22 protein-coding genes are annotated in these 21,527 nt (G+C 32.4%); 14 read left to right on the forward strand and 8 right to left on the reverse strand.

Going from position 1 to position 21,527, the window contains the following annotated elements:
• Positions 1-120: 120 nt before the first annotated feature.
• The 6 genes from ychF to HNV08_RS08995 all read right to left on the reverse strand — a co-directional run bounded on the left by ychF (position 121) and on the right by HNV08_RS08995 (position 5,116).
• Positions 121-1,215, reverse strand: coding sequence for a redox-regulated ATPase YchF (gene ychF, locus HNV08_RS08970; RefSeq protein ID WP_173280935.1), 1,095 nt, complete (start codon positions 1,213-1,215; stop codon positions 121-123).
• Positions 1,216-1,584: 369 nt separating this feature from the next.
• A complete protein-coding gene (locus tag HNV08_RS08975; RefSeq protein WP_173280937.1) occupies positions 1,585-2,685 on the reverse strand; it encodes a hypothetical protein in 1,101 nt (366 codons plus the stop codon).
• Between the two features lie 193 nt (positions 2,686-2,878).
• The gene (locus HNV08_RS08980) at positions 2,879-3,250 is read right to left on the reverse strand and encodes a hypothetical protein (RefSeq protein WP_173280939.1); all 372 of its coding nucleotides are present in this window, start codon (positions 3,248-3,250) and stop codon (positions 2,879-2,881) included.
• A 58-nt stretch (positions 3,251-3,308) separates the two neighbouring features.
• A complete protein-coding gene (locus HNV08_RS08985) occupies positions 3,309-4,025 on the reverse strand; it encodes a DUF3307 domain-containing protein (protein WP_173280941.1) in 717 nt (238 codons plus the stop codon).
• A complete protein-coding gene (locus tag HNV08_RS08990) occupies positions 4,025-4,621 on the reverse strand; it encodes a SatD family protein (RefSeq protein WP_173280942.1) in 597 nt (198 codons plus the stop codon). Before HNV08_RS08990 ends, HNV08_RS08985 begins: the two co-directional genes overlap by 1 nt.
• Positions 4,622-4,789: 168 nt before the next feature.
• A complete protein-coding gene (locus HNV08_RS08995; RefSeq protein ID WP_173280944.1) occupies positions 4,790-5,116 on the reverse strand; it encodes a hypothetical protein in 327 nt (108 codons plus the stop codon).
• Between the two features lie 369 nt (positions 5,117-5,485).
• Here HNV08_RS08995 and HNV08_RS09000 point away from each other — a divergent pair, with 369 nt between their 5' ends.
• The gene (locus HNV08_RS09000; RefSeq protein ID WP_173280945.1) at positions 5,486-6,628 is read left to right on the forward strand and encodes a carboxypeptidase-like regulatory domain-containing protein; all 1,143 of its coding nucleotides are present in this window, start codon (positions 5,486-5,488) and stop codon (positions 6,626-6,628) included.
• A 70-nt stretch (positions 6,629-6,698) separates the two neighbouring features.
• On the opposite strand, the gene HNV08_RS09005 is transcribed toward HNV08_RS09000, so the two are convergent.
• Positions 6,699-7,052: a 4Fe-4S dicluster domain-containing protein gene (locus tag HNV08_RS09005; RefSeq protein WP_173280947.1), complete on the reverse strand. Its 354-nt coding sequence runs from the start codon at positions 7,050-7,052 to the stop codon at positions 6,699-6,701.
• 82 nt (positions 7,053-7,134) lie between these two features.
• Here HNV08_RS09005 and HNV08_RS09010 point away from each other — a divergent pair, with 82 nt between their 5' ends.
• The 9 genes from HNV08_RS09010 to HNV08_RS09050 all read left to right on the forward strand — a co-directional run bounded on the left by HNV08_RS09010 (position 7,135) and on the right by HNV08_RS09050 (position 15,676).
• The gene (locus tag HNV08_RS09010) at positions 7,135-8,193 is read left to right on the forward strand and encodes an acyl-CoA reductase (RefSeq protein ID WP_173280949.1); all 1,059 of its coding nucleotides are present in this window, start codon (positions 7,135-7,137) and stop codon (positions 8,191-8,193) included.
• Between the two features lie 129 nt (positions 8,194-8,322).
• Positions 8,323-9,384 carry a 3-phosphoserine/phosphohydroxythreonine transaminase gene (serC, locus tag HNV08_RS09015; protein ID WP_173280951.1) on the forward strand — a complete coding sequence of 354 codons (1,062 nt, stop codon included), beginning with the start codon at positions 8,323-8,325 and terminating at the stop codon, positions 9,382-9,384.
• 122 nt (positions 9,385-9,506) lie between these two features.
• Complete coding sequence (locus HNV08_RS09020) at positions 9,507-10,457, forward strand: D-2-hydroxyacid dehydrogenase (protein WP_173280953.1); 951 nt, start codon at positions 9,507-9,509, stop codon at positions 10,455-10,457.
• A gap of 107 nt (positions 10,458-10,564) precedes the next feature.
• Positions 10,565-11,203 carry a DUF937 domain-containing protein gene (locus HNV08_RS09025; RefSeq protein WP_173280955.1) on the forward strand — a complete coding sequence of 213 codons (639 nt, stop codon included), beginning with the start codon at positions 10,565-10,567 and terminating at the stop codon, positions 11,201-11,203.
• A gap of 210 nt (positions 11,204-11,413) precedes the next feature.
• Positions 11,414-11,851, forward strand: a complete 438-nt coding sequence (locus tag HNV08_RS09030) for a DUF6146 family protein (RefSeq protein ID WP_173280956.1) — start codon at positions 11,414-11,416, stop codon at positions 11,849-11,851.
• Between the two features lie 49 nt (positions 11,852-11,900).
• Positions 11,901-12,395 carry a DUF6787 family protein gene (locus tag HNV08_RS09035; RefSeq protein ID WP_173280958.1) on the forward strand — a complete coding sequence of 165 codons (495 nt, stop codon included), beginning with the start codon at positions 11,901-11,903 and terminating at the stop codon, positions 12,393-12,395.
• Positions 12,392-12,733 (forward strand): hypothetical protein, encoded by a 342-nt coding sequence (locus tag HNV08_RS09040; protein ID WP_173280959.1) that lies wholly within the window; start codon positions 12,392-12,394, stop codon positions 12,731-12,733. The genes HNV08_RS09035 and HNV08_RS09040 overlap by 4 nt, the downstream gene beginning before the upstream one ends.
• 37 nt (positions 12,734-12,770) lie before the next feature.
• Positions 12,771-15,089: a TonB-dependent receptor gene (locus HNV08_RS09045; RefSeq protein WP_173280961.1), complete on the forward strand. Its 2,319-nt coding sequence runs from the start codon at positions 12,771-12,773 to the stop codon at positions 15,087-15,089.
• Between the two features lie 17 nt (positions 15,090-15,106).
• Positions 15,107-15,676, forward strand: a complete 570-nt coding sequence (locus HNV08_RS09050; protein WP_194241992.1) for a type 1 periplasmic binding fold superfamily protein — start codon at positions 15,107-15,109, stop codon at positions 15,674-15,676.
• A gap of 49 nt (positions 15,677-15,725) precedes the next feature.
• Here the strand turns inward: HNV08_RS09050 and HNV08_RS09055 are convergent, their stop codons facing one another.
• Positions 15,726-16,004 (reverse strand): hypothetical protein, encoded by a 279-nt coding sequence (locus HNV08_RS09055; RefSeq protein WP_173280963.1) that lies wholly within the window; start codon positions 16,002-16,004, stop codon positions 15,726-15,728.
• A gap of 205 nt (positions 16,005-16,209) precedes the next feature.
• Between HNV08_RS09055 and HNV08_RS09060 the strand changes: the two genes are divergently transcribed.
• From HNV08_RS09060 to HNV08_RS09075, 4 genes are all read left to right on the forward strand, one after another.
• Positions 16,210-18,651: a DUF5916 domain-containing protein gene (locus tag HNV08_RS09060; RefSeq protein ID WP_173280964.1), complete on the forward strand. Its 2,442-nt coding sequence runs from the start codon at positions 16,210-16,212 to the stop codon at positions 18,649-18,651.
• Between the two features lie 39 nt (positions 18,652-18,690).
• Positions 18,691-19,365 (forward strand): ABC transporter ATP-binding protein, encoded by a 675-nt coding sequence (locus HNV08_RS09065; RefSeq protein WP_173280966.1) that lies wholly within the window; start codon positions 18,691-18,693, stop codon positions 19,363-19,365.
• A 210-nt stretch (positions 19,366-19,575) separates the two neighbouring features.
• Positions 19,576-20,607 carry a hypothetical protein gene (locus tag HNV08_RS09070; protein WP_173280968.1) on the forward strand — a complete coding sequence of 344 codons (1,032 nt, stop codon included), beginning with the start codon at positions 19,576-19,578 and terminating at the stop codon, positions 20,605-20,607.
• A 145-nt stretch (positions 20,608-20,752) separates the two neighbouring features.
• On the forward strand, positions 20,753-21,526 hold the full coding sequence (locus HNV08_RS09075) for an alpha/beta hydrolase (RefSeq protein WP_173280970.1): 774 nt from the start codon (positions 20,753-20,755) through the stop codon (positions 21,524-21,526).
• Position 21,527 lies beyond the last annotated feature (1 nt).

Genomic DNA, 21,527 nt, shown 5'->3' on the forward strand with positions numbered 1-21,527 from the left:
TGAGTTTCTATAATTAAAAGCCAAAAAAGTTTCGATTGCACTCAACCAGACCAACCAACATTAACCAATAATCTACCTAAAGGCAAACAAGCTTAGTTAATAGCAAAAACCAAAAGCTAATTACACATTAAATAAGAAATGCATTACATCACCATCTTTTACAATGTAATTCTTCCCTTCTACGCGCATTTTTCCAGCTTCTTTTACTTTGGCTTCACTTCCGTATTCTACGTAATCATCGTAAGCAATAACTTCTGCTCTAATGAATCCTTTTTCAAAATCGGTATGAATAACACCTGCCGCTTGTGGACCTGTTGCTCCTACATTAACAGTCCAAGCTCTTACTTCCTTTACACCAGCTGTGAAATACGTTTGCTGATTTAAAAGTTTATAAGCCGAACGGATTAACTTTGCGGAACCTGGTTCTTCTAATCCTATATCTGCTAAGAACATTTGGCGTTCTTCGTAGTCGTCTAACTCATTAATATCTGCTTCTGTACCAACAGCCAACACTAAAACTTCTGCGTTCTCATTTTTTACAGCATCTCTTACTTTTTCTACGTAAGCATTACCTGTAGTTGCAGCACCTTCATCTACATTACAAACATACATTACGGGTTTGTCTGTAATAAACTGAGCAGGTTTTACGTAATCTTCGTAATCTTCTTCAGAAAACTCAATCGCTCTAACCGAAATACCAGCTTCAATATTTTCTTTTATTTTTAAAAGTACAGCTTCTTCTTTCTGTGCTTCTTTATTTCCTGTTTTAGCCGCTCGCTTTACTTTATCTAATTTTTTTTCAGCTGTTTCTAAGTCTTTAAGCTGCAATTCCATATCGATAGTTTCCTTATCTCTAATAGGATCTACAGAACCATCAACATGTACAATATTTTCATTATCAAAACAACGTAACACATGCAAAATAGCATCGGTTTCTCTAATATTAGCTAAGAATTGGTTTCCTAAACCTTCACCTTTAGAAGCCCCTTTTACCAAACCAGCAATATCTACAATCTCTACAGTTGCAGGCAAGACGCGTTCAGGTTTTACCAATTCTTCTAACTTTTGTAACCTTGGATCTGGTACATTCACCACACCAATATTTGGTTCAATAGTACAAAACGGAAAGTTGGCACTTTGCGCTTTTGCGTTAGATAAACAGTTAAATAAGGTTGACTTTCCTACGTTTGGTAATCCTACAATTCCAGCTTTCATGTGATATTATTTTTGCGTTTGCAAAAGTACATGATTTTTTTCATTATAAAGTTCTTAAAAACGAAATGAAAGAATATTTATAACGTAAAGAAGTGGTTCCTGAAGTGAAACTAAATTTTGTAATATTTTTTATTAAAACATAGGTTCTTCAATAGACATGTAGTATAATCGTTATTTAAAAGATTTAGGAATAATTGAAAGGCGATTTTTGGATTGTGCTTATAGTCTCCGTATATGAAACTTAGCGTGTTAAAAAACACTTTCGTTTCGGATTATACACGAGCCAAATTTAAAAATTTGGCGGTCTTCGTAAATACACATAAACCTCTCGAAAATCCTATAATAGCTATGTTTTATATACATTGTTAGTCAACGTATTTTTGACTTTTCAAATGGTCTTTTATCTGAAGTACTCATTTTATATTGTTTTAAAGCCTCTTCCAAAGTAAGATTTATTGACATGTTTTCTACGAATACCTTAACTGATGTAAATATGAACGGTATGTAGCTTCTTGAAATAAAATCAGATTTTATTGCAATTTCATCTAATTGATCAGCATTCCATTTTTTTCTTGTTTCATTAGCACTCTCATATTTTTCTTGATTCAAATTTGGAAGCCATATTTGGTTATTGAGAGAATCCGGCAACAAGTGATGTCTATATTGCCAAGTTGAGTAAACCTCAAAATTACCTTTATCTTTATCATTTTGGAAATTCAGGTAAGAGATTGCCTGTTCAGGATCAAATCGTCCCTCATTTACTGCCTTGCAAAAAATTGGTTCAAGATCAATTATGTTTTTATTGCTGCTTCTTCTTTGAGATGTATGAACTAAAACCACATCATGATTTTGCCCTCTTAAGGATCTTCTAAAACCGAGCTCTATCTGAGAAGGGAAGCCAAGAGAATCCGTTAATGAAAGTATCCTGTTCATATTTAATAATCGATTAGCTTGAATAGTGTCATTATGAGTGTCATACATTGGTCTGAACATTTGATCTCTTTCATAAATTGATTTAAATTCACTTCTTAAACTCGAGTCATAATCAGTCGTTCTTTTCTCTATAAAAGAATTCCAAAGGTTTTCATCTATATATGTGTTGACAAAAATTGGCTTTATCGAACTTAAATCATCAGAATTATTTATAAGTAGTTGAAGATTTAAATTTCTTTCATCTAAATTATTAGAGAGTTGATTTGAAAGTGCAGCATTATAAACATCAGCACCAAAAGGTTTTTTAATTTCTTTAAATGCCAATGCGTAATTTTTGGATGCTTTTTCAAAATCACCGGCACAAATTGCCATTTCAGCTTTATTTGTTAGAGTGTGATAGTTAGCAATTGCTTCATTATTGTAGTTGCATTTCGTGAATTCAGTCATGGCAGAATTTTCAGACTTAATATTAGTCTCATTACGGTTTTTACAACCTATTTGAATTGTCATAATAATTAAAATGATTGTTATTCTCATTTTTTAAATTTTATGGTAACTAACTTTAATAATATGATTCCGTTTCAATGACTTATATCAAAAGTTAAGCTAAGTTACCCTTTTCAAAACAGAAAATCAATACGTATAACTACGTATTTAACAAGAAAAATCCCAAACCAAAGACTTAGGATTTAATATAACATGTCGCAATCTATTTTATATTTCACTATAGTTAAGTTACATTTTTAAAAGTAGGATAGTTCTCGGTAATACTACCAACACCTTTTTTATTCATTTTAAAAACCACATCTTTTTCAGTAGTAAACAATAATACAGATAAAAAAGAAGATTTTAAATGCTGCTTTACAATAGGCAAAGCGTCTTCTAAAGTCATTTCTTCTTCTATATCTTCGGTTTCTCTTGGTCTAAAGCTATACTTTAAGATGACTTTAAAGTCGTTTTCTGCATAGATTGGTCTTAAGAAAATGTTTTTTAATTCGGGTTTACCAATGGTTTTTGCCATGGTTAATTTTGCAAAGGTTTTAGCTTCTATGCTGTCTTTTACGTGTTCCCAGAACTCATTAAAAACATCTTGGTAGGTCATAGATTTTATTATTTAAACTGGTTTGTCTCTGTTTTTGGTGTTTGTTTCTAATTTAATTTTACACTAAGGTCATAGCATATTTATACAACAAACCTATGAATATGGCCATACCAAAGCTTATTAATGTACCTATAAGCATATATTCAGTTAGCTTTCTGTCTTTTGCTCTTGACAAATCACCAAATCTAAAAACGGATTTTGCTGCAATAAGCAACCCAATGGCACTCCACTGATTTAGTAATATAAAACTAAACACAAATAGACGTTCTAAAATACCAATGTATTTACCTGCGCTTTCTAATGAGTCTTCAGAGTTATCTTCTTCTAAACTCCACTTTCCCATTAACATTTTCATAATTATGGAAGATACAGACGTTATTAAGAGTAATGCCAGTAGTAATAGTAAGATTTCTTTTGAATATAATTTTTCAATATCTAAGCTATAAGGCGCTTTAAAATAAACGACAGCTCCAATAATTAGTATATGAAGTATTTGATCTACAAAAAACAACCATCTGGTATTAACTTTTTCTTCGAGATGTATTTTAGCAATATCAATGACTAAATGACTAATAACTATGATGATAAAATAAGGTATAAACGACCAATTGAATTGAAACAACACCAATAATGCCACAAAATGCACTAAACCATGAACGTATAAGTATTTTGATTTATGTTTTTTATCCTTTTTATCTTTTACCCAACTGTTTGGCTGTAAAACAAAGTCTCCAACAATATGAGCGATTAAAAACTTAGCAAATAAAAGTATCATTATTGAGTGATTTTTGCTTTATAAAAATTGTTCATAGTCATTATTTCTTCAAATCCTCCTCTTTTTAGCGCTTCACTAATACTACTTTGAGATTTATTGAGCAGTTGCGCTAATTCTTCTTGTTTTTTATCGGAATGTTGTAAAGTTGTTGTTATTACTTTAGCCACTGTACTACTCCAGTTATTTGCCGTTAATAATGCTAAACTAAGCATAATATTAATAGAATCATTGAAATTTTGGTCCGTTGTTTTTATGGCTAAGGTTTGCTTTTTAAGGGCTTCAAAACAATCACCAGACAGCATATATGCAGACCCATTAGATTCTGTTATTTTGCTAGATGCATAGGTCTCATCACCTATACCAATGGCCATTCTAACATCTTGTGATTTTAGCTGCTTAACTGTTGCTTTAATATGTATAGCTGCAAGTAATGCCGTTTGAGGCGCTATTGAAAGCTGAAAACTATCACCTCTAAATATTTCCCAACTTTTAGGTTCTTTACCATAATAACTAAGCGTTTTTTTTAGAGGTGCCAACCAACGCTCTGCTTCTATCTCTCTAGAATTGATGATATCTCCTGTGATTACTGCGATCATTTTTCTGGGTTTTAAACAAATATATCGGTTTTTTAGCCAATATACAACTTTATCGTCTTAATATCCGATAATTTAAATTATCGGGTTTATAGCAGATAATTAAACGTTGAATAAAAACCCCAAGTCAATGACTCCGGAATTCAATTATAAAGCAATGAATTATTAAATCTATTCACGCTCCAAAAGCTTCTTTGATACCTTATAAGTTGCCGCATACGCTAAACCTTCTTGTCGTTTTTTAAAAGTTGTAAATGCTCTGTTGTACCATTTAGGATCTGTAGCTTTCTTTTTAAAATCTTCATGACTTAAAACATCGAACGGTTTACCATCTAACCAAGGCTCCATACCATAGACACCAATGCCAAAGTGCTGTACACGTTGGAGTACGGTTTCAAAATCCGTTTCAGAGAAATAATGCGTTTCGCCATCGAAACCATCATTTACGTTTTTTAAATCCGTGAAAACGTTTTTTTCTAAAAATTCTGTTTGTGTCATTATAATGATATTCCTAAATAAGAGTTGTTTGTTCCGTAATCTAAAATTAAGACTAATAATATGTCATTAATTTATAAGCGCAAAGTTACGTCTTCTTTAACCGATTACTTCATTTATGTCATAAGATGATGGTTTATTTTACAAGTCATTTAGGTTTGGTTACATTTTTAAAGGTTGGATATTCTTTTATGATATCACCTACTCCCTTTTTGTTTATCTTAAAGACCACATCAACAGACAATAGTTTAAAATGCAACTGGCAGACTAGGGATTTTTTATATAAATCTGTTATATAAATAGATACAACTTAAGCAACCATTTTGAGCTTTGTTCATCTTCATTAAAACTAATCCATTAAAACCTCAGAAAATGAAAAAATCAATCGCTTTAATTTTAGTTCTACTTCTAGCCTCTTCTTGCTCCAAAGACAAACAAGACCAAAATGATGGTAATTTTAGTATCAGCGGAAAATTTGTCGCTCCCAATGGCACAGATCCTGTATCAAAAGCTAACGTAAGCCTATACGAAGATCATATAATAATAAATGAAACGCTTACAGATAGTGAAGGTAAATTCACATTAACAGGTGTTTCACCAGGAGACTATGAAGTTAACATCTCTAAAGGGCTTTTCTCAACGACCCTAAGCACAACCGTAACAACGGATGATGACATTTTTGATATTGATTTAAGCTCTATAGCAATTACAGACCTTCCCAATATTGCTGTGGTTACGGGTTATTATGATAATATAGAGACTGTTTTGTATAATATTGGACTTGCAAACCCAATAACAGGAGAACCATTATTTGACATTATTGATGGCCATGATTTAGCAGGAAGACCAAGCAACGCTCAACAAGGACATCATCACAATGCCAACACTACATTAAGTAAAACTACAAATAACGAACTCTTAGAACCTAACGTAGATTTTGGATTCGGAACCTTTATTGAATCACCAGCCTTAATTGCCAATTATGATATCATATTTTTAAATTGTGGTTTAAATGAATACAAAACAGACTTAAGCAGTAATCTTACTAATTTTGTTGCCAATGGTGGCTTGCTGTATTCTACAGATTATGCATTTGTTTATTTAGATGACATTACTAATAACGGAACAGAATACGTTTCTTTTAGAGATCCTCATCGATCAGGACAATCACTGGCAACAACGGCAGAAGTCCTAAATGCTGATTTATTAAATTGGATGACCTTAAATTTTAATGTTTCTACCACAGATAATACTGTAATTATAGATCAGTTTTTAAATAATTGGCAACCCGTTGCATCTTATGATGACAATACCGTGTTACCTTGGTTATATGGACCTGTAGTTTATGATGATGGTATTGAAGAAGACATATATTTAGCTTATACGTTTACGCATGGCGATGGTGGTGTGTTATACTCATCATTTCATACCAAAAATAGCACCACGCAATCTGAAGCTGTGGAGCGCTCTATTCAATATTTAGTTTTTGAATTAGCGAGCTTAAAATCGGAATAATGCATACCAAATAGAACTAAAAAACCCGAAGCCTTAGACTTCGGGTTTTTATTATTTTATAGTATAGAAATTAACCTTCAGGATGCATAAAACGCTGTTTTCCTAAAAGCTCTTCTTCGGTCTCTACATGCTCATCATCAGGTATACAACAATCTACAGGACAAACAGCCGCACATTGTGGCTCTTCATGGAAGCCCATACACTCTGTACATTTATCTGGAGCAATATAATACACTTCATCATCAATAGGTTCTTGCGTTTCATCTGCATCTACCTCTTTACCATTTGGTAAAACAATAGTGCCTTTTAAGCTCGTTCCATCTGAGTAGCGCCAATCATCTGCACCTTCATAAATCGCTGTATTTGGACATTCTGGCTCGCAAGCTCCACAATTTATACATTCATCTGTGATTATTATTGCCATAGTATTTTATCTTTTTCTTTTTACTTTACGTAAATTTGCAATTGCAAAAATAAAGCCAAAACATCGTATAACCAAACCTTATATGGATTTACAACAAAGAATTAACGCATTTTCAAAATTAGGTCAGTTTTTAAATCAATTTCAAAATGAAGTGCCTATTAAAAATGACAACGTTGAAGCTAATGAATTATTTTTTGAAGGCTTTAAGCATCAAATTAAGTTAGCAAAAGAATCGAACGGTTGGTTTACTAACAACAATCTATCTTATTCGTTTAACAATTGGTCTAATGCATTGAAATTAAGCAACATTACGGACTGGATTAAAAAGTATCACTTTAACAATGTAAATCCTAAGAAAGTAGCCATTATTATGGCAGGAAACATACCTTTAGTTGGCTTTCATGATTTTTTATGCGTCTTGATTTCTGGACATGAAGTTCTTGTTAAACAATCATCTAACGACAAACATTTATTGCCGTTTATAGCAAAATATCTAGAAGTTGTAGAACCAGAATTTAAAGGTAAAATCAGTTTTACTGAAGATAAGCTAAATAATTTTGATGCCGTAATTGCCACAGGTAGCAATAACACTGCGCGTTATTTTGAATACTATTTCAAAGACAAACCTTCTATTATTAGAAAAAATAGAAATTCTGTTGCCGTTTTAACAGGCAAAGAAACAACAGCAGACCTAGAGCTTTTGTCTGATGACATTTTTAGATACTACGGATTGGGTTGTAGAAATGTATCAAAACTTTTTGTTCCAAAAGCTTATGATTTTCAAGATTTATTTAAAGCGGTTTACAAATGGCATCCTATTATTAATGAATCTAAATATGCTAATAATTACGATTACAACAAGGCCGTATACCTTATGAGTGAATTTGATATGTTAGAAAACGGCTTCCTTATGGTAAAAGAAGACGAAAGCTACGCCTCTCCTATTGCTACATTATTCTACGAATATTATGATACTATAGACGAGCTAGAACAAAAAATTAAAGCGGATAGCGATCACATACAATGTGTTGTATCTAATTCATTTATGACTAATGATGTTAATTTTGGTGAAACTCAAAATCCGCAACTATCCGATTATGCCGATAATGTAAATACCATTGAATTTTTATTAGAAATTTGAATCAAAAATTATCAATTTAATAACATTATTTAAGCATTAAATTAGCACCTTTGTATTTGTTTAAAAAATTAACAAAATTTCCAATGTAATCTCAATAATTGAGGCTAAGGAAATGAAAATAAAATTTTCATGAAAAAACATAATTTTAGTGCAGGTCCTTGTGTATTGCCAAAATCAGTAATGGAACAAGCAGCAGCAGCCGTTTTAAACTTTGACGAAGGCTTATCTCTTTTAGAAATATCACATCGTAGCAAACCATTTGTAGATGTTATGGAAAATGCTAGATCGTTAGCATTAGAGTTATTAGGTTTAGAAGGAAAAGGCTACAAAGCGTTGTTTTTACAAGGAGGCGCAAGTACACAATTTTTAATGGTCGCTTTAAATCTATTAGAAAAAAGAGCAGGATATTTAAACTCAGGAACTTGGGCTGATAAATCGATTAAAGAAGCTAAAATATATGATGACATCTACGAAGTAGGTTCGTCAAAAGCCGCAAATTTTAATTACATTCCAAAAGGATACGATATCCCAGAAGATTACGATTATTTTCACTGCACATCTAACAACACCATCTTTGGTACTCAAATGAAGAGTTTCCCTAACGCTCCTGTACCAATGGTATGTGACATGAGTAGTGATATTTTTTCGCGTCAATTAGATTTCACACAGTTTGACTTAATCTATGCTGGAGCTCAAAAAAACATGGGACCTGCTGGTACAACTTTAGTCGTTGTTAAAGAAGACATTTTAGGCAAAGTATCTCGCAAAATCCCATCTATGATGGATTATAAAGTACATATTGGAAAAGGCAGTATGTTTAATACACCTCCTGTATTTGCAGTATACGTATCAATGCTAACGATGCAATGGCTAAAAGATTTAGGTGGTATTAAAGCTATTGAAGAAATCAATAACAAAAAAGCTAGCTTAATTTATTCTGAAATTGATTTAAACCCATTATTTAAAGGCTATGCTGTTAAAGAAGACCGTTCTAACATGAACGCTACTTTTACCTTAGAAAACGAAAATCTCAAAGAGACTTTTGACGCCATGTGTGTAGAAGCAGGAATTAATGGAATTAACGGTCACAGAAGCGTGGGTGGTTATAGAGCCTCAATGTACAACGCATTGTCATTAGACAGTGTAAAGGCGCTTGTCGAGGTTATGAGCGAATTAGAGAGTAAGGCGTAATTTTTAAATGTGTCTACTCAAACAAAAATGAAATAAAAACCGTTAGATATTTAGAAGTTAACGTCACAATTATTTTATAGACGATTAAAATCAACTTCTTAATACTAATAAAATAAACTATAATGAAAGTATTAGCAAACGATGGTGTTTCTCAAAGTGGTATTGATGCCCTAGAAGCAGCGGGTTACGAAGTAATTACAACAACAGTTGCCCAAGAACAATTAGAAAACTACATCAACACAAATGATATTTCTGTGTTATTAGTAAGAAGTGCAACTACAGTAAGAAAAGATCTCATAGATAACTGTCCAAGTCTAAAAATTATTGGTCGTGGTGGTGTTGGTATGGATAATATAGACGTAGATTATGCACGTAGTAAAGGATTAAGTGTTATTAACACACCTGCAGCATCGTCACACTCGGTTGCTGAATTGGTATTCGGGCACTTTTACGGACTCGCTAGATTCTTACACAACTCTAATAGAGATATGCCTTTAGAAGGCGATGCTAACTTTAAAGGTTTAAAGAAGGCTTACGCTAAAGGAACAGAATTAAAAGGTAAAACCTTAGGTGTTCTTGGATTTGGTCGTATTGGCCAAGCAACAGCCAAAGTCGCTCTAGGCGCAGGAATGAAAGTTGTAGCTTTTGACCCATTTTTAGAAAAAGCAGACTTAGAATTAGAGTTCTTTGATGGACAAAAAGTAAATTTTGAAATAAATACCATTTCAAAAGAAGACGTATTAAAACAATCGGACTTTTTAACACTACACGTACCAGCGCAAAAAGACTACGTTATTGACGAAGCAGAATTTAACCAAATGAAAGATGGTGTAATTATTGCCAATGCAGCACGTGGTGGTGTTGTAAACGAAATAGCATTAGTAAAGGCCATTGAAAGCGGAAAAGTAGCAAGAGCAGCATTAGATGTTTTTGAAAAAGAACCAAAACCAGAAATTCAATTATTAATGAATTCTGCATTATCTCTTACACCTCATACTGGTGCAGCAACTAACGAAGCTCAAGATAGAATTGGTGTTGAATTAGCAGAACAGATCATTTCTATACTAGGTTAAAGAAATAATGTGACCAATGTAAAAATAATGAGTCCTACAATTGTGGGACTTTTTTTTTGTACCTTAACAAACTAATTTTTATTAACATAATTTAATTTATAACAAAAATGGCAGGAATTTTAGATTTACTAAACAGTGACTTAGGTAAAACAATTATAAGTGGTGTTTCTGGATCAACAGGAACAGATCAAGGCAAAACAAGTAGTGTACTAACAATGGCATTACCTGTATTAATGAAAGCAATGGAACGCAATGCTTCTACACCAGAAGGCGCAGCAGGATTAATGGGTGCATTAAGCGGAAAACACAACGGAAGCATTTTAGATAACCTTGGAGGTTTATTTGGAGGTGGAGTTGATGAAGAAGTAACTAACGATGGTTCTAAAATACTTAATCATGTATTAGGAAGCAAACAACAAGGTGTTGAACAGGTTATTGGTCAAAAAGCTGGTTTAGATTCTGGTGCTGTTGGAAATATCTTAAAAGTTGCTGCTCCAATTTTAATGGGTGTTTTAGGAAAACAAGCTAGTCAAAACAACGTTAGTGACCAAAACGGAATTACTGGTCTTTTAGGTGGTTTACTTGGTGGTAGCGACACTGCTAACGAACAAAGTTTCTTAGAAAAAATATTAGATGCTGATGGTGATGGTAGCGTTATTGATGATGTTGCAGGTATGGTTTTAGGTGGAAGCAATAAAAGCTCTGGAGGACTTGGTGGTCTTTTAGGTGGTTTATTTGGAAAATAATAACTATCACTCATATAAGATAATACAAAGCAGTTCAATTGAACTGCTTTGTTGTATAAAAGAAGTAAACTTTAAAAACACATCACCTTACGTATTGAAACGCGGTGTTCACTAAAAATACGTTGTTTTTAATTTGGGTTTACTATTGATTTGTAGTGTTCGTTTAAAGTAAACGTCTTAAAACTCAATTTTTTTTTAATATCTTTAACTATGAAAAAGCTTATGCCATTTATTATACTTCTTGTTTTAATAGCAAGCTGTAAATCTTACAACAATAACCAAACTATAAGTCAAGAAAATGAAACTAGTTTGGTTGAAAATGATACGGTAGTCATTAGCAGTGATGAATCTGATTACGAAATTATTATCATAGAGCCAGGCTTTAACTCATGGCTTTTAACAACCGCAAGACCAGAAGGTTATTACTCACAAGAATGGCTAGAATCTAGAAATGCTATTTTAGTACAATCTTGGAATCAAAGAAATTTACAACCAAGCGCATTCGATCCTACACTTTATGAATTAAGAATAGATTACGACACCAGAACAGATTATGGTTATGAAGTAAATTACAAATTGTACAACTACTTTGTATATTTTCAAATAAAGCACAACCAAAGACTCTCTTCATTTATGCCAAGAATTTAAGAACTAAATACATCTTAATTCATTAATTTTGCAGCACTAGAAGAGTGCTATGAAAAAATTTAAAGAACAATGGGAAATACAACAGAATTGGCAGTTGTTATTTCCCTTTTTTGGTTTAGTTATTTTAGGATATTCTGCATTTAAGATTTCGAATTCAATTTTAAAAGACAACAGTATACTTTTAAAAATTGCTGTCACTTCTATCCTATTTTTTCTTTTATTGAAGTTCACCTTATTTATCTTTAAAAAGCTTGAAAACAAATGGATTCTAGACTATAAATGGGAAATGATTCGTGTATTTATGGTATTTGCTATTACAGGCTCATCATCACTAGTTGTGGGACGGCCAATAATGAAAATTATAGGAATTACTAAAGAAAACTTAAACCCAACGCTTTATTGGATATTATTCATTATCATTGGGCTCATTTTTTATCAAATACTTTTAGTGTCCTTTGGCTGGCTTTTTGGTCAGTTTAAATTTTTCTGGGCATTTGAAAAGAAAATGTTAAGAAGATTTGGTTTTAAACGGTTTTTAGATTGAATCACAAAACAGTCATATCATCATTATTTAAAGGATTAGCAATTGTACTAGTCCTTGCTGTATTATTGCCTTCTGCCGTAAAATTAAATCACGTTTTTTCACACCATTCACATAAAGTATGTGATAATGATGACACATCAGACACGCATTTTCATGAGACTGATTTTGACTGTGATTTTTACAAATTTAAACTAACAAATAACTTATTTGTAGAATTTATAAACTATGAAATAAGTTCAAACACAGTTGTTTCTCGTCAACTGTCGTTATATTACATTTCATTAAACAATTACCTTCAAACCACTAGATTTGATAGAGGTCCTCCTCAGATTAGTTAGAATATAACATTTCTAATACTCTATTAAATTTACCTCAATGATAAAATTAATTATGGGCTTAGTTTTAACCATATCTGGTTTAAGCTTTGGTCAAAATTGTAGCTATATTTTTTTAGGGGAGCTTAAGGATTTTCATGACGGAACAGCCATAGAATCGGCAACCATATATGTCAAACAACAAGATACATATTTGGTATCAGATTTAGATGGGAAATTTAAAATTGAAAACCTTTGTAGTGACACCCTAACGTTAACAATATCTCATATCGGTTGCGAAACCAAAACCTTGTCGTACCTGATAAATAATGATATGTCTAAGACCATTTACTTAGAACATCATTTAGAAGAGCTAAGTGAAGTTGTCCTAAATTCTAGTTTAAAAACGGAAGATACTAGTATCGAAAAATCAATACACAAATCTGTGATAGAAAATTTTTCAGACAAATCGCTTGGAGATGCGTTAAATACAATAAGTGGTGTATCTTCTCTAAACACAGGAAACACCATAGTAAAACCAATGATTCATGGGTTGCACAGTAGTAGACTGTTAATCATTAACAATAACGTGCGACAATTTGATCAAGATTGGGGTGATGAGCATGCGCCTAATATAGATATTAACTCTAGTAATAGAATTGAAGTTATAAAAGGAGCAAATACATTAAGATATGGTAGCGATGCCATTGGTGGTTTAATTTTAATTAAGCCAAAGAAATATATGATTACTGATAGTCTTTTTGGTAATTCTATTGTTTCTTTAAATTCTAATGGACGTGGTGGCCTAATAAATACAGAGATCGTTAAAACTTATAAATCTGGTTTTTACAGTAAGCTACAAGCGAGTTACAAACAATTTGGAGATTTCAAGGCACCAGATTATTATTTAACCAATTCAGGTTTATCTAACTTAAATGCATCTCTAAATTTTGGTTTCAACAGCTTTGAAAAAGGCTTTGACGCTTATTATAGTGTTGTGCATAATGATTTGGCTATATTAACGTCTTCTCATATTGGAAATGTAAATGATTTAGTTACAGCTATTAACAGCAAAGTCCCTAGAATTGCAGAAGATTTTAGTTATGATATAGATTATCCAAAACAAGATATCCTACATCATTTAGCTAAAATAGAAGCATATAATCGTTTTAAAGGCTTAGGTAAACTAACGCTTCAATACGATTTACAGATAAATAGACGTAAAGAGTTTGATTTAAGACGAGGAGACTTAGCAGATACTCCCGTAATTGATTTGAGATTGTTTACGAATACATTTCAACCCAATTTAAGAATTGATTATTTCAATAATCTTAAAATCGATACAGGTATAGTATTGCGTTATCAACAAAACGATGCCATCTCTGGTACAGGTGTTCGAGCACTAATTCCAGACTACGAAAAATATGATGGAGGCATTTATGCTATAGGTAACTACAAGACATCGCATTTAGCAGAAATTAGTGCTGGTGTACGATATGATTATACAAACATTAATACCGATGGTAGAAACGATTCTGCAGACTGGCAAGAAAGTTACAATAACATATCGGCTAACGTGAGTTATCTGCAGCCCTTAAAACATGAAACCTCTTTGCTATTTAGCTATGGATTAGCCTCTAGAGTTCCCAATCCTTCAGAGTTATTTAGTGATGGTTTACACCATGGTGCTGCAAGAATAGAAATAGGCGCTTTAGAATTAAATAAAGAAATAGCTCATAAATTTATAGTGTCATTAGAACGACACAATGAACAATTTGGATTTTCGGTAAGTCCATATTACAATTATATCAATGATTATATACAACTTATTCCTGTAGGTATAACCACCACAGTTCGTGGTGCTTTTCCTATTTGGGAATACAATCAAGTAAATGCGCAAATATTCGGTGTAGATATTGATGTCAACAAAAAAATAAGTAAAAGGTTTGATTATAAAGGAAGTATTAGTCTTTTAAAAGGTGATAACAAAACAGACGATATTGCCTTAATTCATATGCCTTCAACTAATTTTTTTAATAGTATATCTTATAAAAATGAAGATTTAAATCAGTTAACAATTCGTTTAAATCACAAAACTGTATTACAACAAAAGAGATATCCAGATTACAATTTTTACACTTATAACGCTACTTTACAAGAAGATGTTTATGTAGACATTAGTTCTACACCATCTTCATACGCCTTGTTTAGCCTTAATAGTTCTATAGAATTTAAGGCCTTTAATAAAGGAAAATTACAATTAGAATTTAACATAGAAAACCTATTTAACACATCGTATAGAGACTATTTAAATAGACTTCGATATTACGCAGACGAGTTAGGTAGAAACTTTAATCTAAAAATTAAAATCAATTATTAATACAATTCAATAAAAACATGAAAAATTTTAAATCAATTAATACCATTAAATTATTAGCAATATTATTTGTGTCAAGCATTATGTTTGTAAGCTGTTCTAGTGACGACGACGACCATGATGATCACGATCATGAAGAAGAACTTATCACCACTGTAACCTACAAACTTACTAACGGAACAGACATTGTGACCATAGAATTTAAGGACATCGATGGTGATGGTAGCGCTTTACCAACCTATTCTATTTCTGGACCATTAACAGCTAACACTACCTATACTGGTGCAATAGAATTATTAAATGAAACTGAAGATCCTGCTGAAGATATTACCGAAGAAGTTGAAGAAGAAGGTGATGAACACGAATTTTTTATCACATCGTCAATAAGTGATATCGTTATTACTAAAACAGATGTGGACGAAGACGGAAATCCAATAGGTATAGAATCTTCTTTAGTTACTGGTGACGCAAGTACTGGTACATTAACTATTATTTTAAAGCACGAACCTACAAAGCCAAATGATGGAACATCAGCTGGTGCAGGAGGAAGTACTGACGTAGAAGTTACTTTTGATATAGAAGTACAATAATAATTTTGTTTGTAATACAGTAAAAAAAGCACTCTAACGAGTGCTTTTTTTATGCTTCATTGTAACGTTTTTGTGTACTAAAAACATATGTGTAAAACCACATAATTGTAAATGTTGGTATAACATCTAAGCCAGGAAAACCTTCTTCTATTAAGGTAATCACACCAGCTACTTTGCCTGCTTTACCATCATATAATTTAGTCATTATTAATGCTGAAATAGGCGCCCAAACAATATCTGTAAATTCTCCAAAACCTGGAATTACAAATGAGACCATACCAATAGCATCTAATAACATGCCTAATCCTAATAATTTGTATTTATTCATATATAATATTTATTATCTATTATAACGCAATAAGTGTTCCAAAACATATTGAAAGTAGAGCTCTAAAACCTCCAAAATACAGGATTTAACAAATAATTAAGAGGGAAGCCTCAATTCTGAGATTAGATTTGTAACTGTAAATATGTAACAATTACTAAAAACTTACATCTGTACGGTATTATCAATCATCAGAAATCAATCAATTATGAACTCTCGTTCACACCTTTCACTCCTACTTTACTTTGCTTTAACACTTTGTGTTTTCTCTCAAGATAAAAAATCACTTCAAATAGAGCGCACCAATACTGAACCAATTATAGATGGTATATTAGATGATGCAGTATGGGAGCATGCAGAAATTGCTACTGGTTTTACTCAAATAAGACCAGAGATTGGCAATAAACTCCCAAATGAAGAACGCACAGAAGTCAAAATAACTTACGATGATAGTGGCATCTATATTGCAGCGTATCTCTACGATGATCCTTCAAAAATAATGAAACAACTGACGTCTAGAGATAATTTTGGACAAAGTGATTTTTTTCTGATTGCACTAAATCCAAATAACGATTCTCAAAACGACACTTATTTTGTAGTTTTTAGCTCAGGTCAGCAAGCCGATGCTATAGCTAACCCAACAATTGGTGAAGACTATGGCTGGAATGCCGTTTGGAAAAGTGCCGTAGAAATCAATGAAGACGGTTGGGCATTAGAAATGAAAATCCCTTATAGAGCTTTACGATTTGCAGATCAAGAAGAACCAACTTGGGGCATTCAATTTCATAGACATTTTAGACGATTACGATCTCAATACACATGGAATCCATTAGATCCAACCCAAGGATACGTTGGTCTATATCATGGTGAACTAAAAGGTTTAGATAATATTAAACCACCTGTACGATTAAATCTTTATCCTTTTTCTACAGGTCTTGCTAACATCTACGATGGTGATACCAATACCAATCTTACATTTGGCATGGACGTAAAATATGGTCTTACAGATAATTTTACTTTAGATGCGACGTTGGTACCAGATTTTAGTCAAGCTGGTTTTGATAATGTCACGCTTAACCTTGGTCCTTTTGAGCAAACCTTTTCTGAGCAACGTCAGTTTTTTACAGAAGGTGTCGATTTGTTCTCTAAAGGTGGGTTGTTTTTTTCAAGACGTATTGGTAATGGTCCTAGTGGTCAACTTAATTTAGCAGAAAATGAAGAAGCAAATATGCCCAACGATGTAAAGGTTTTAAATGCTTTAAAAGTATCAGGTAGAACAAAAGACGGCCTTGGTATTGGTCTTTTTAATGCCATTACAGAAAAAACATACGGAACAATCACTAATACAGATACGCAAGAATCTCGTAGAGAAGTTGTAGAACCATTTACAAATTACAATATCCTTGTTGTCGATCAGCAATTTAACGGCAATTCTTCAATAGGTTTAATAAACACCAATGTGCTAAGAGAAGGCCATTTTAGAGATGGTAATGCTACGGCTCTCGTTGGCGATATTAAAAATAAAAGAAATACTTACCGAATTATTCCTCAGTTAAAAATGAGCAACGTTAACTATCAAGACAATGATTTAGAAACAGGTTATAGTACGTTTCTATATGTAGGTAAAACGCATGGCAATCTAAGATATAGTTTTGATCATAGTTATGCAGACACCAAATACAACATCAATGACTTAGGCTTAATCTATAGAAACAACTACAATAATTTTGGAATTGATATTTCGTATCAGATTTTTGAACCCAAAGGAAATTTAAATAGTTATAGCGTCAACACTTATCTGAATTACGAAAATTTAGCAAATCCAGGAACATTTTCAGGCACAAATTTTGGTGCAGAATTCAATGCGCAAAACAAAGGCTTAAATAACTTTGGATTTTGGGCAGATTTTGAACCAGGTAAGCAATACGATTTTTTTGAATCTAGAGACGGAAGACCTTTTATCTTTGAAAACTTAGCAAGCGCAGGAGGCTATTACTCTTCTAATTACAACAAAAAATTTGCGTTTGATATCAATGCAAATTCATACAAAATATTTGAAGATGGTAGAGATTTATTTGGCTACAACCTTACCTTAAGTCCTAGGTTTCGATTTAATGATAAATTTTTACTGGTTTATTCTACATCACTAAATGTATCTAATGGATCTAGAGGTTACGCAACGTATGTAGATGATCAGCCTATTTTTGGCGAGCGAAATAGACAAACCTTAACCAATAGCATATCCGCTAACTACACCTTTAATCCTTTAAATACGTTAGCATTAACGTTCAGACACTACTGGGATACTGTAAAGTATGATAATGACTTTTTTACGCTTTTAGACAACGGATCACTAACTACAGCTTCGGGCTATACGCTTGACAACATTGGAGACAGTCCTGATATTAATTTTAGCACATGGAATATTGACTTTAGTTATTCATGGCAATTTGCACCAGGAAGCTTCTTAACGACGCTTTACAGAAATCAACTTTTTAATAGAGATACATTAGCCGAAGAAAGTTACATTGACACACTCAATAATCTATTCGACCAACCAATTCAGCATACGTTTTCTGTAAGAGTACAATATTTTATAGATTTTAATGGGATAAAATCAGTGTTGAAAAGCAACAAATCTACCACTTAATATTGTACAGTAATTCTTTAAGTATTATTTTCACAACTTATGAATAAAACAGTTATTTCTGCCAAGCAAATAAAAAAGGCCTATAATGATCTTCAGGTATTAAAGGGTGTAGATTTAGAAATTTCTAAAGGTGAAGTGATCTCTATCGTTGGTGCCTCTGGAGCTGGTAAAACAACCTTACTTCAAATATTAGGAACTTTAGACAAACCCGATTACGCCTCACAAACTGAACTCGTTATTAACGACGAATCTATTAAGACGTTAAATGACAAATCTTTGGCCAAATTTAGAAATCAAAATATTGGTTTTATCTTTCAATTTCATCAATTATTACCAGAATTTTCAGCCTTAGAAAATGTTTGTATTCCGGCATATATTAATAACACCTCTAAGTCAGAAGCCGAAAAACGTGCAATAGAATTATTGGAGTATTTAGGGTTAAAAGATAGAATTCATCATAAGCCTAATAGCATGTCTGGTGGCGAACAACAGCGTGTTGCTGTTGCAAGAGCATTAATCAATAAGCCAAATATTATATTTGCTGATGAGCCTTCAGGAAATTTAGATAGTGAGTCTGCAGAGCAACTACATAATTTATTCTTTAAGCTCAGAGATGAATTTAATCAAACATTTGTCATTGTAACGCACAATAAAGAATTAGCTACAATGGCAGATAGAACGTTGACTATGGTAGATGGTAAAATTGTAGATTAACAAAATCTTGCGTTAAGAAAGTCCTGCGTTTTAAAATTCCGCCATTATTATTGACACATACACGGATATAAAACCAGAACATCGTGGACGTCTCTTTAGCTAATATTGAAAACGAAGCGTTAAGGTTAATATCAATTAAATTTTAATATGTTTTGACGCAACCATTCTACAAGATTTACATCTAATAGAAAGCAATCATATCTCATTACATTGAAAAACATAGTTACCTTTATCTTGTTATCTGTTGTTCTTACATCGTGTACAACTATATTAAATGGACGAACAACAAGAGTAAACATCTATGCAGATCAAAACTCTAAAGTTGAATATAAAAGTGAAGAATTGCCGCTTGAAAATGGCACAACAACCATATACCCATTTCGCTCAAATGAGCCTTTAGAATTTACAATTTCTAACGATAGCATTTCAACTGATATAAGAATAAACCGAGAGATTTCTTCATTAATTTATTTAAATATACCTTATACTTATGGTTTAGGTATTCTTGTAGATCTTACTAATGATAAGCGATTTACATATCGTAGAAATCTTTTTTTAGAAATAGACTCTACAGCCAATAGGTTTAAAATATTTGAAGGAAAAGCGAGGCCTTTTAAACAACACCAAACGTTTATTTACACTTCACCATTAATGGCTATGGATGTGTTTTCTCAGCCACAAATATCATTAGGTGTTGAGTATTTTCCATTAAACAATCTTAGTTTTAGTGCAGAATATAGTACAGTCTATACAGAAAGATTAGGTTCTAGTTCGCGTACAGAATTTTTTGAAAACAAAGGGCGATCTTTTAGGTATGAGCTAAAATATTATAATCTTACACAGTTTGTTAGAAACCCAAAAGTCAATGAATATTTAGGTTTTGAAGCGCGTTTTGTAAGGTATCAATACAATAAATCCATAGAATACTATCGCAACAACGAAAACATTAACTACTATGTTAAGGAACAAATTGCGGTACAAAAATCACTAGATATATTTAATATTAAATATGGACTTAATTTCCCTGTTGGAAAACAAATGTATATCGATTTGTACACCGGTTTTGGTATCAGAAACAAAACCTTTGCCAACCCTAATATCAAATACAATGCAGAATCAGATCAATTGATTGATGATGACAGGCATTTTTTATTCTTTGGTCAAAATAATTATCTAGAAGGTGTTCATGACCGCAAACTTTTCAATTTCTCTTTAGGGTTTAAGTTTGGTGTAAAGCTTTAAAATAAAGTTGAAATCTGTTAAAAAAATTGTGGTAAAACGTGCCATAAAATAGTACTTTCGCTGTTTACTCTTTATTTTCATTTTTTAAATTCTATCCCAAAAAAAATGAGTCCATTTTAAAGAGATATTATCAATACTAAAACATATGACAGTGACGGAGTTTGAACCTATAATAGAAGTTCTAGAAGAAGCCTACGAAATACCACATCTTAATGCTACCAGAAAAATTTCGGCAGTATTACCACACAATTATTACGAAACTGATAAACGCTACCCTGTACTCTACCTTCAAGACGGACAAAATTTATTTAACCCTTCTGCTCCATTTGGTGATTGGGCTATAGATAAATCTATGGCAAAGTTGGCACAAGAAGGTTTAGGTGATCTCATTATAATTGCCGTAGATCATGGTAACGAAGAGCGCATTAGTGAATATCTACCTTATTTTCATCCACGTTTTGGAGAAGGAAAAGGTAAATTCTATATTCAGTTTATGATTGAAAGACTAATTCCTTATATTAATAGTCATTACAGAACCAAAACCGATTTTGAAAACACCGGAATTGGTGGTAGTTCTATGGGTGGCTTAATTAGTTTACATGCAGGACTTAAAAATCCTAGAGTATTTGGTAAAATGATGATCTTTTCCCCTAGCCTATGGATTTCTAATAAAATATTTAAAAGCACTAAGTCTTTTCAACCTTTAGAGGAAGCGAAAATATATTTATATTCTGGTGGTAAAGAAAGTGATGCGCACCTTCCTAATGCCCATAAATTAGGAAGCATTATTAAAGAACGAATGATAAAAGGATATCATATTGATTTTCATTTTTCAATCAATGAAGAAGGTAACCATTCCGAAATGCACTGGAGAGAAGAATTCCCAAAGGCCGTAAAATGGCTTTATTTTAATTCATAAA

Source organism: Winogradskyella eckloniae (assembly GCF_013249045.1).
GTDB classification, from domain to species: Bacteria; Bacteroidota; Bacteroidia; order Flavobacteriales; family Flavobacteriaceae; genus Winogradskyella; species Winogradskyella eckloniae.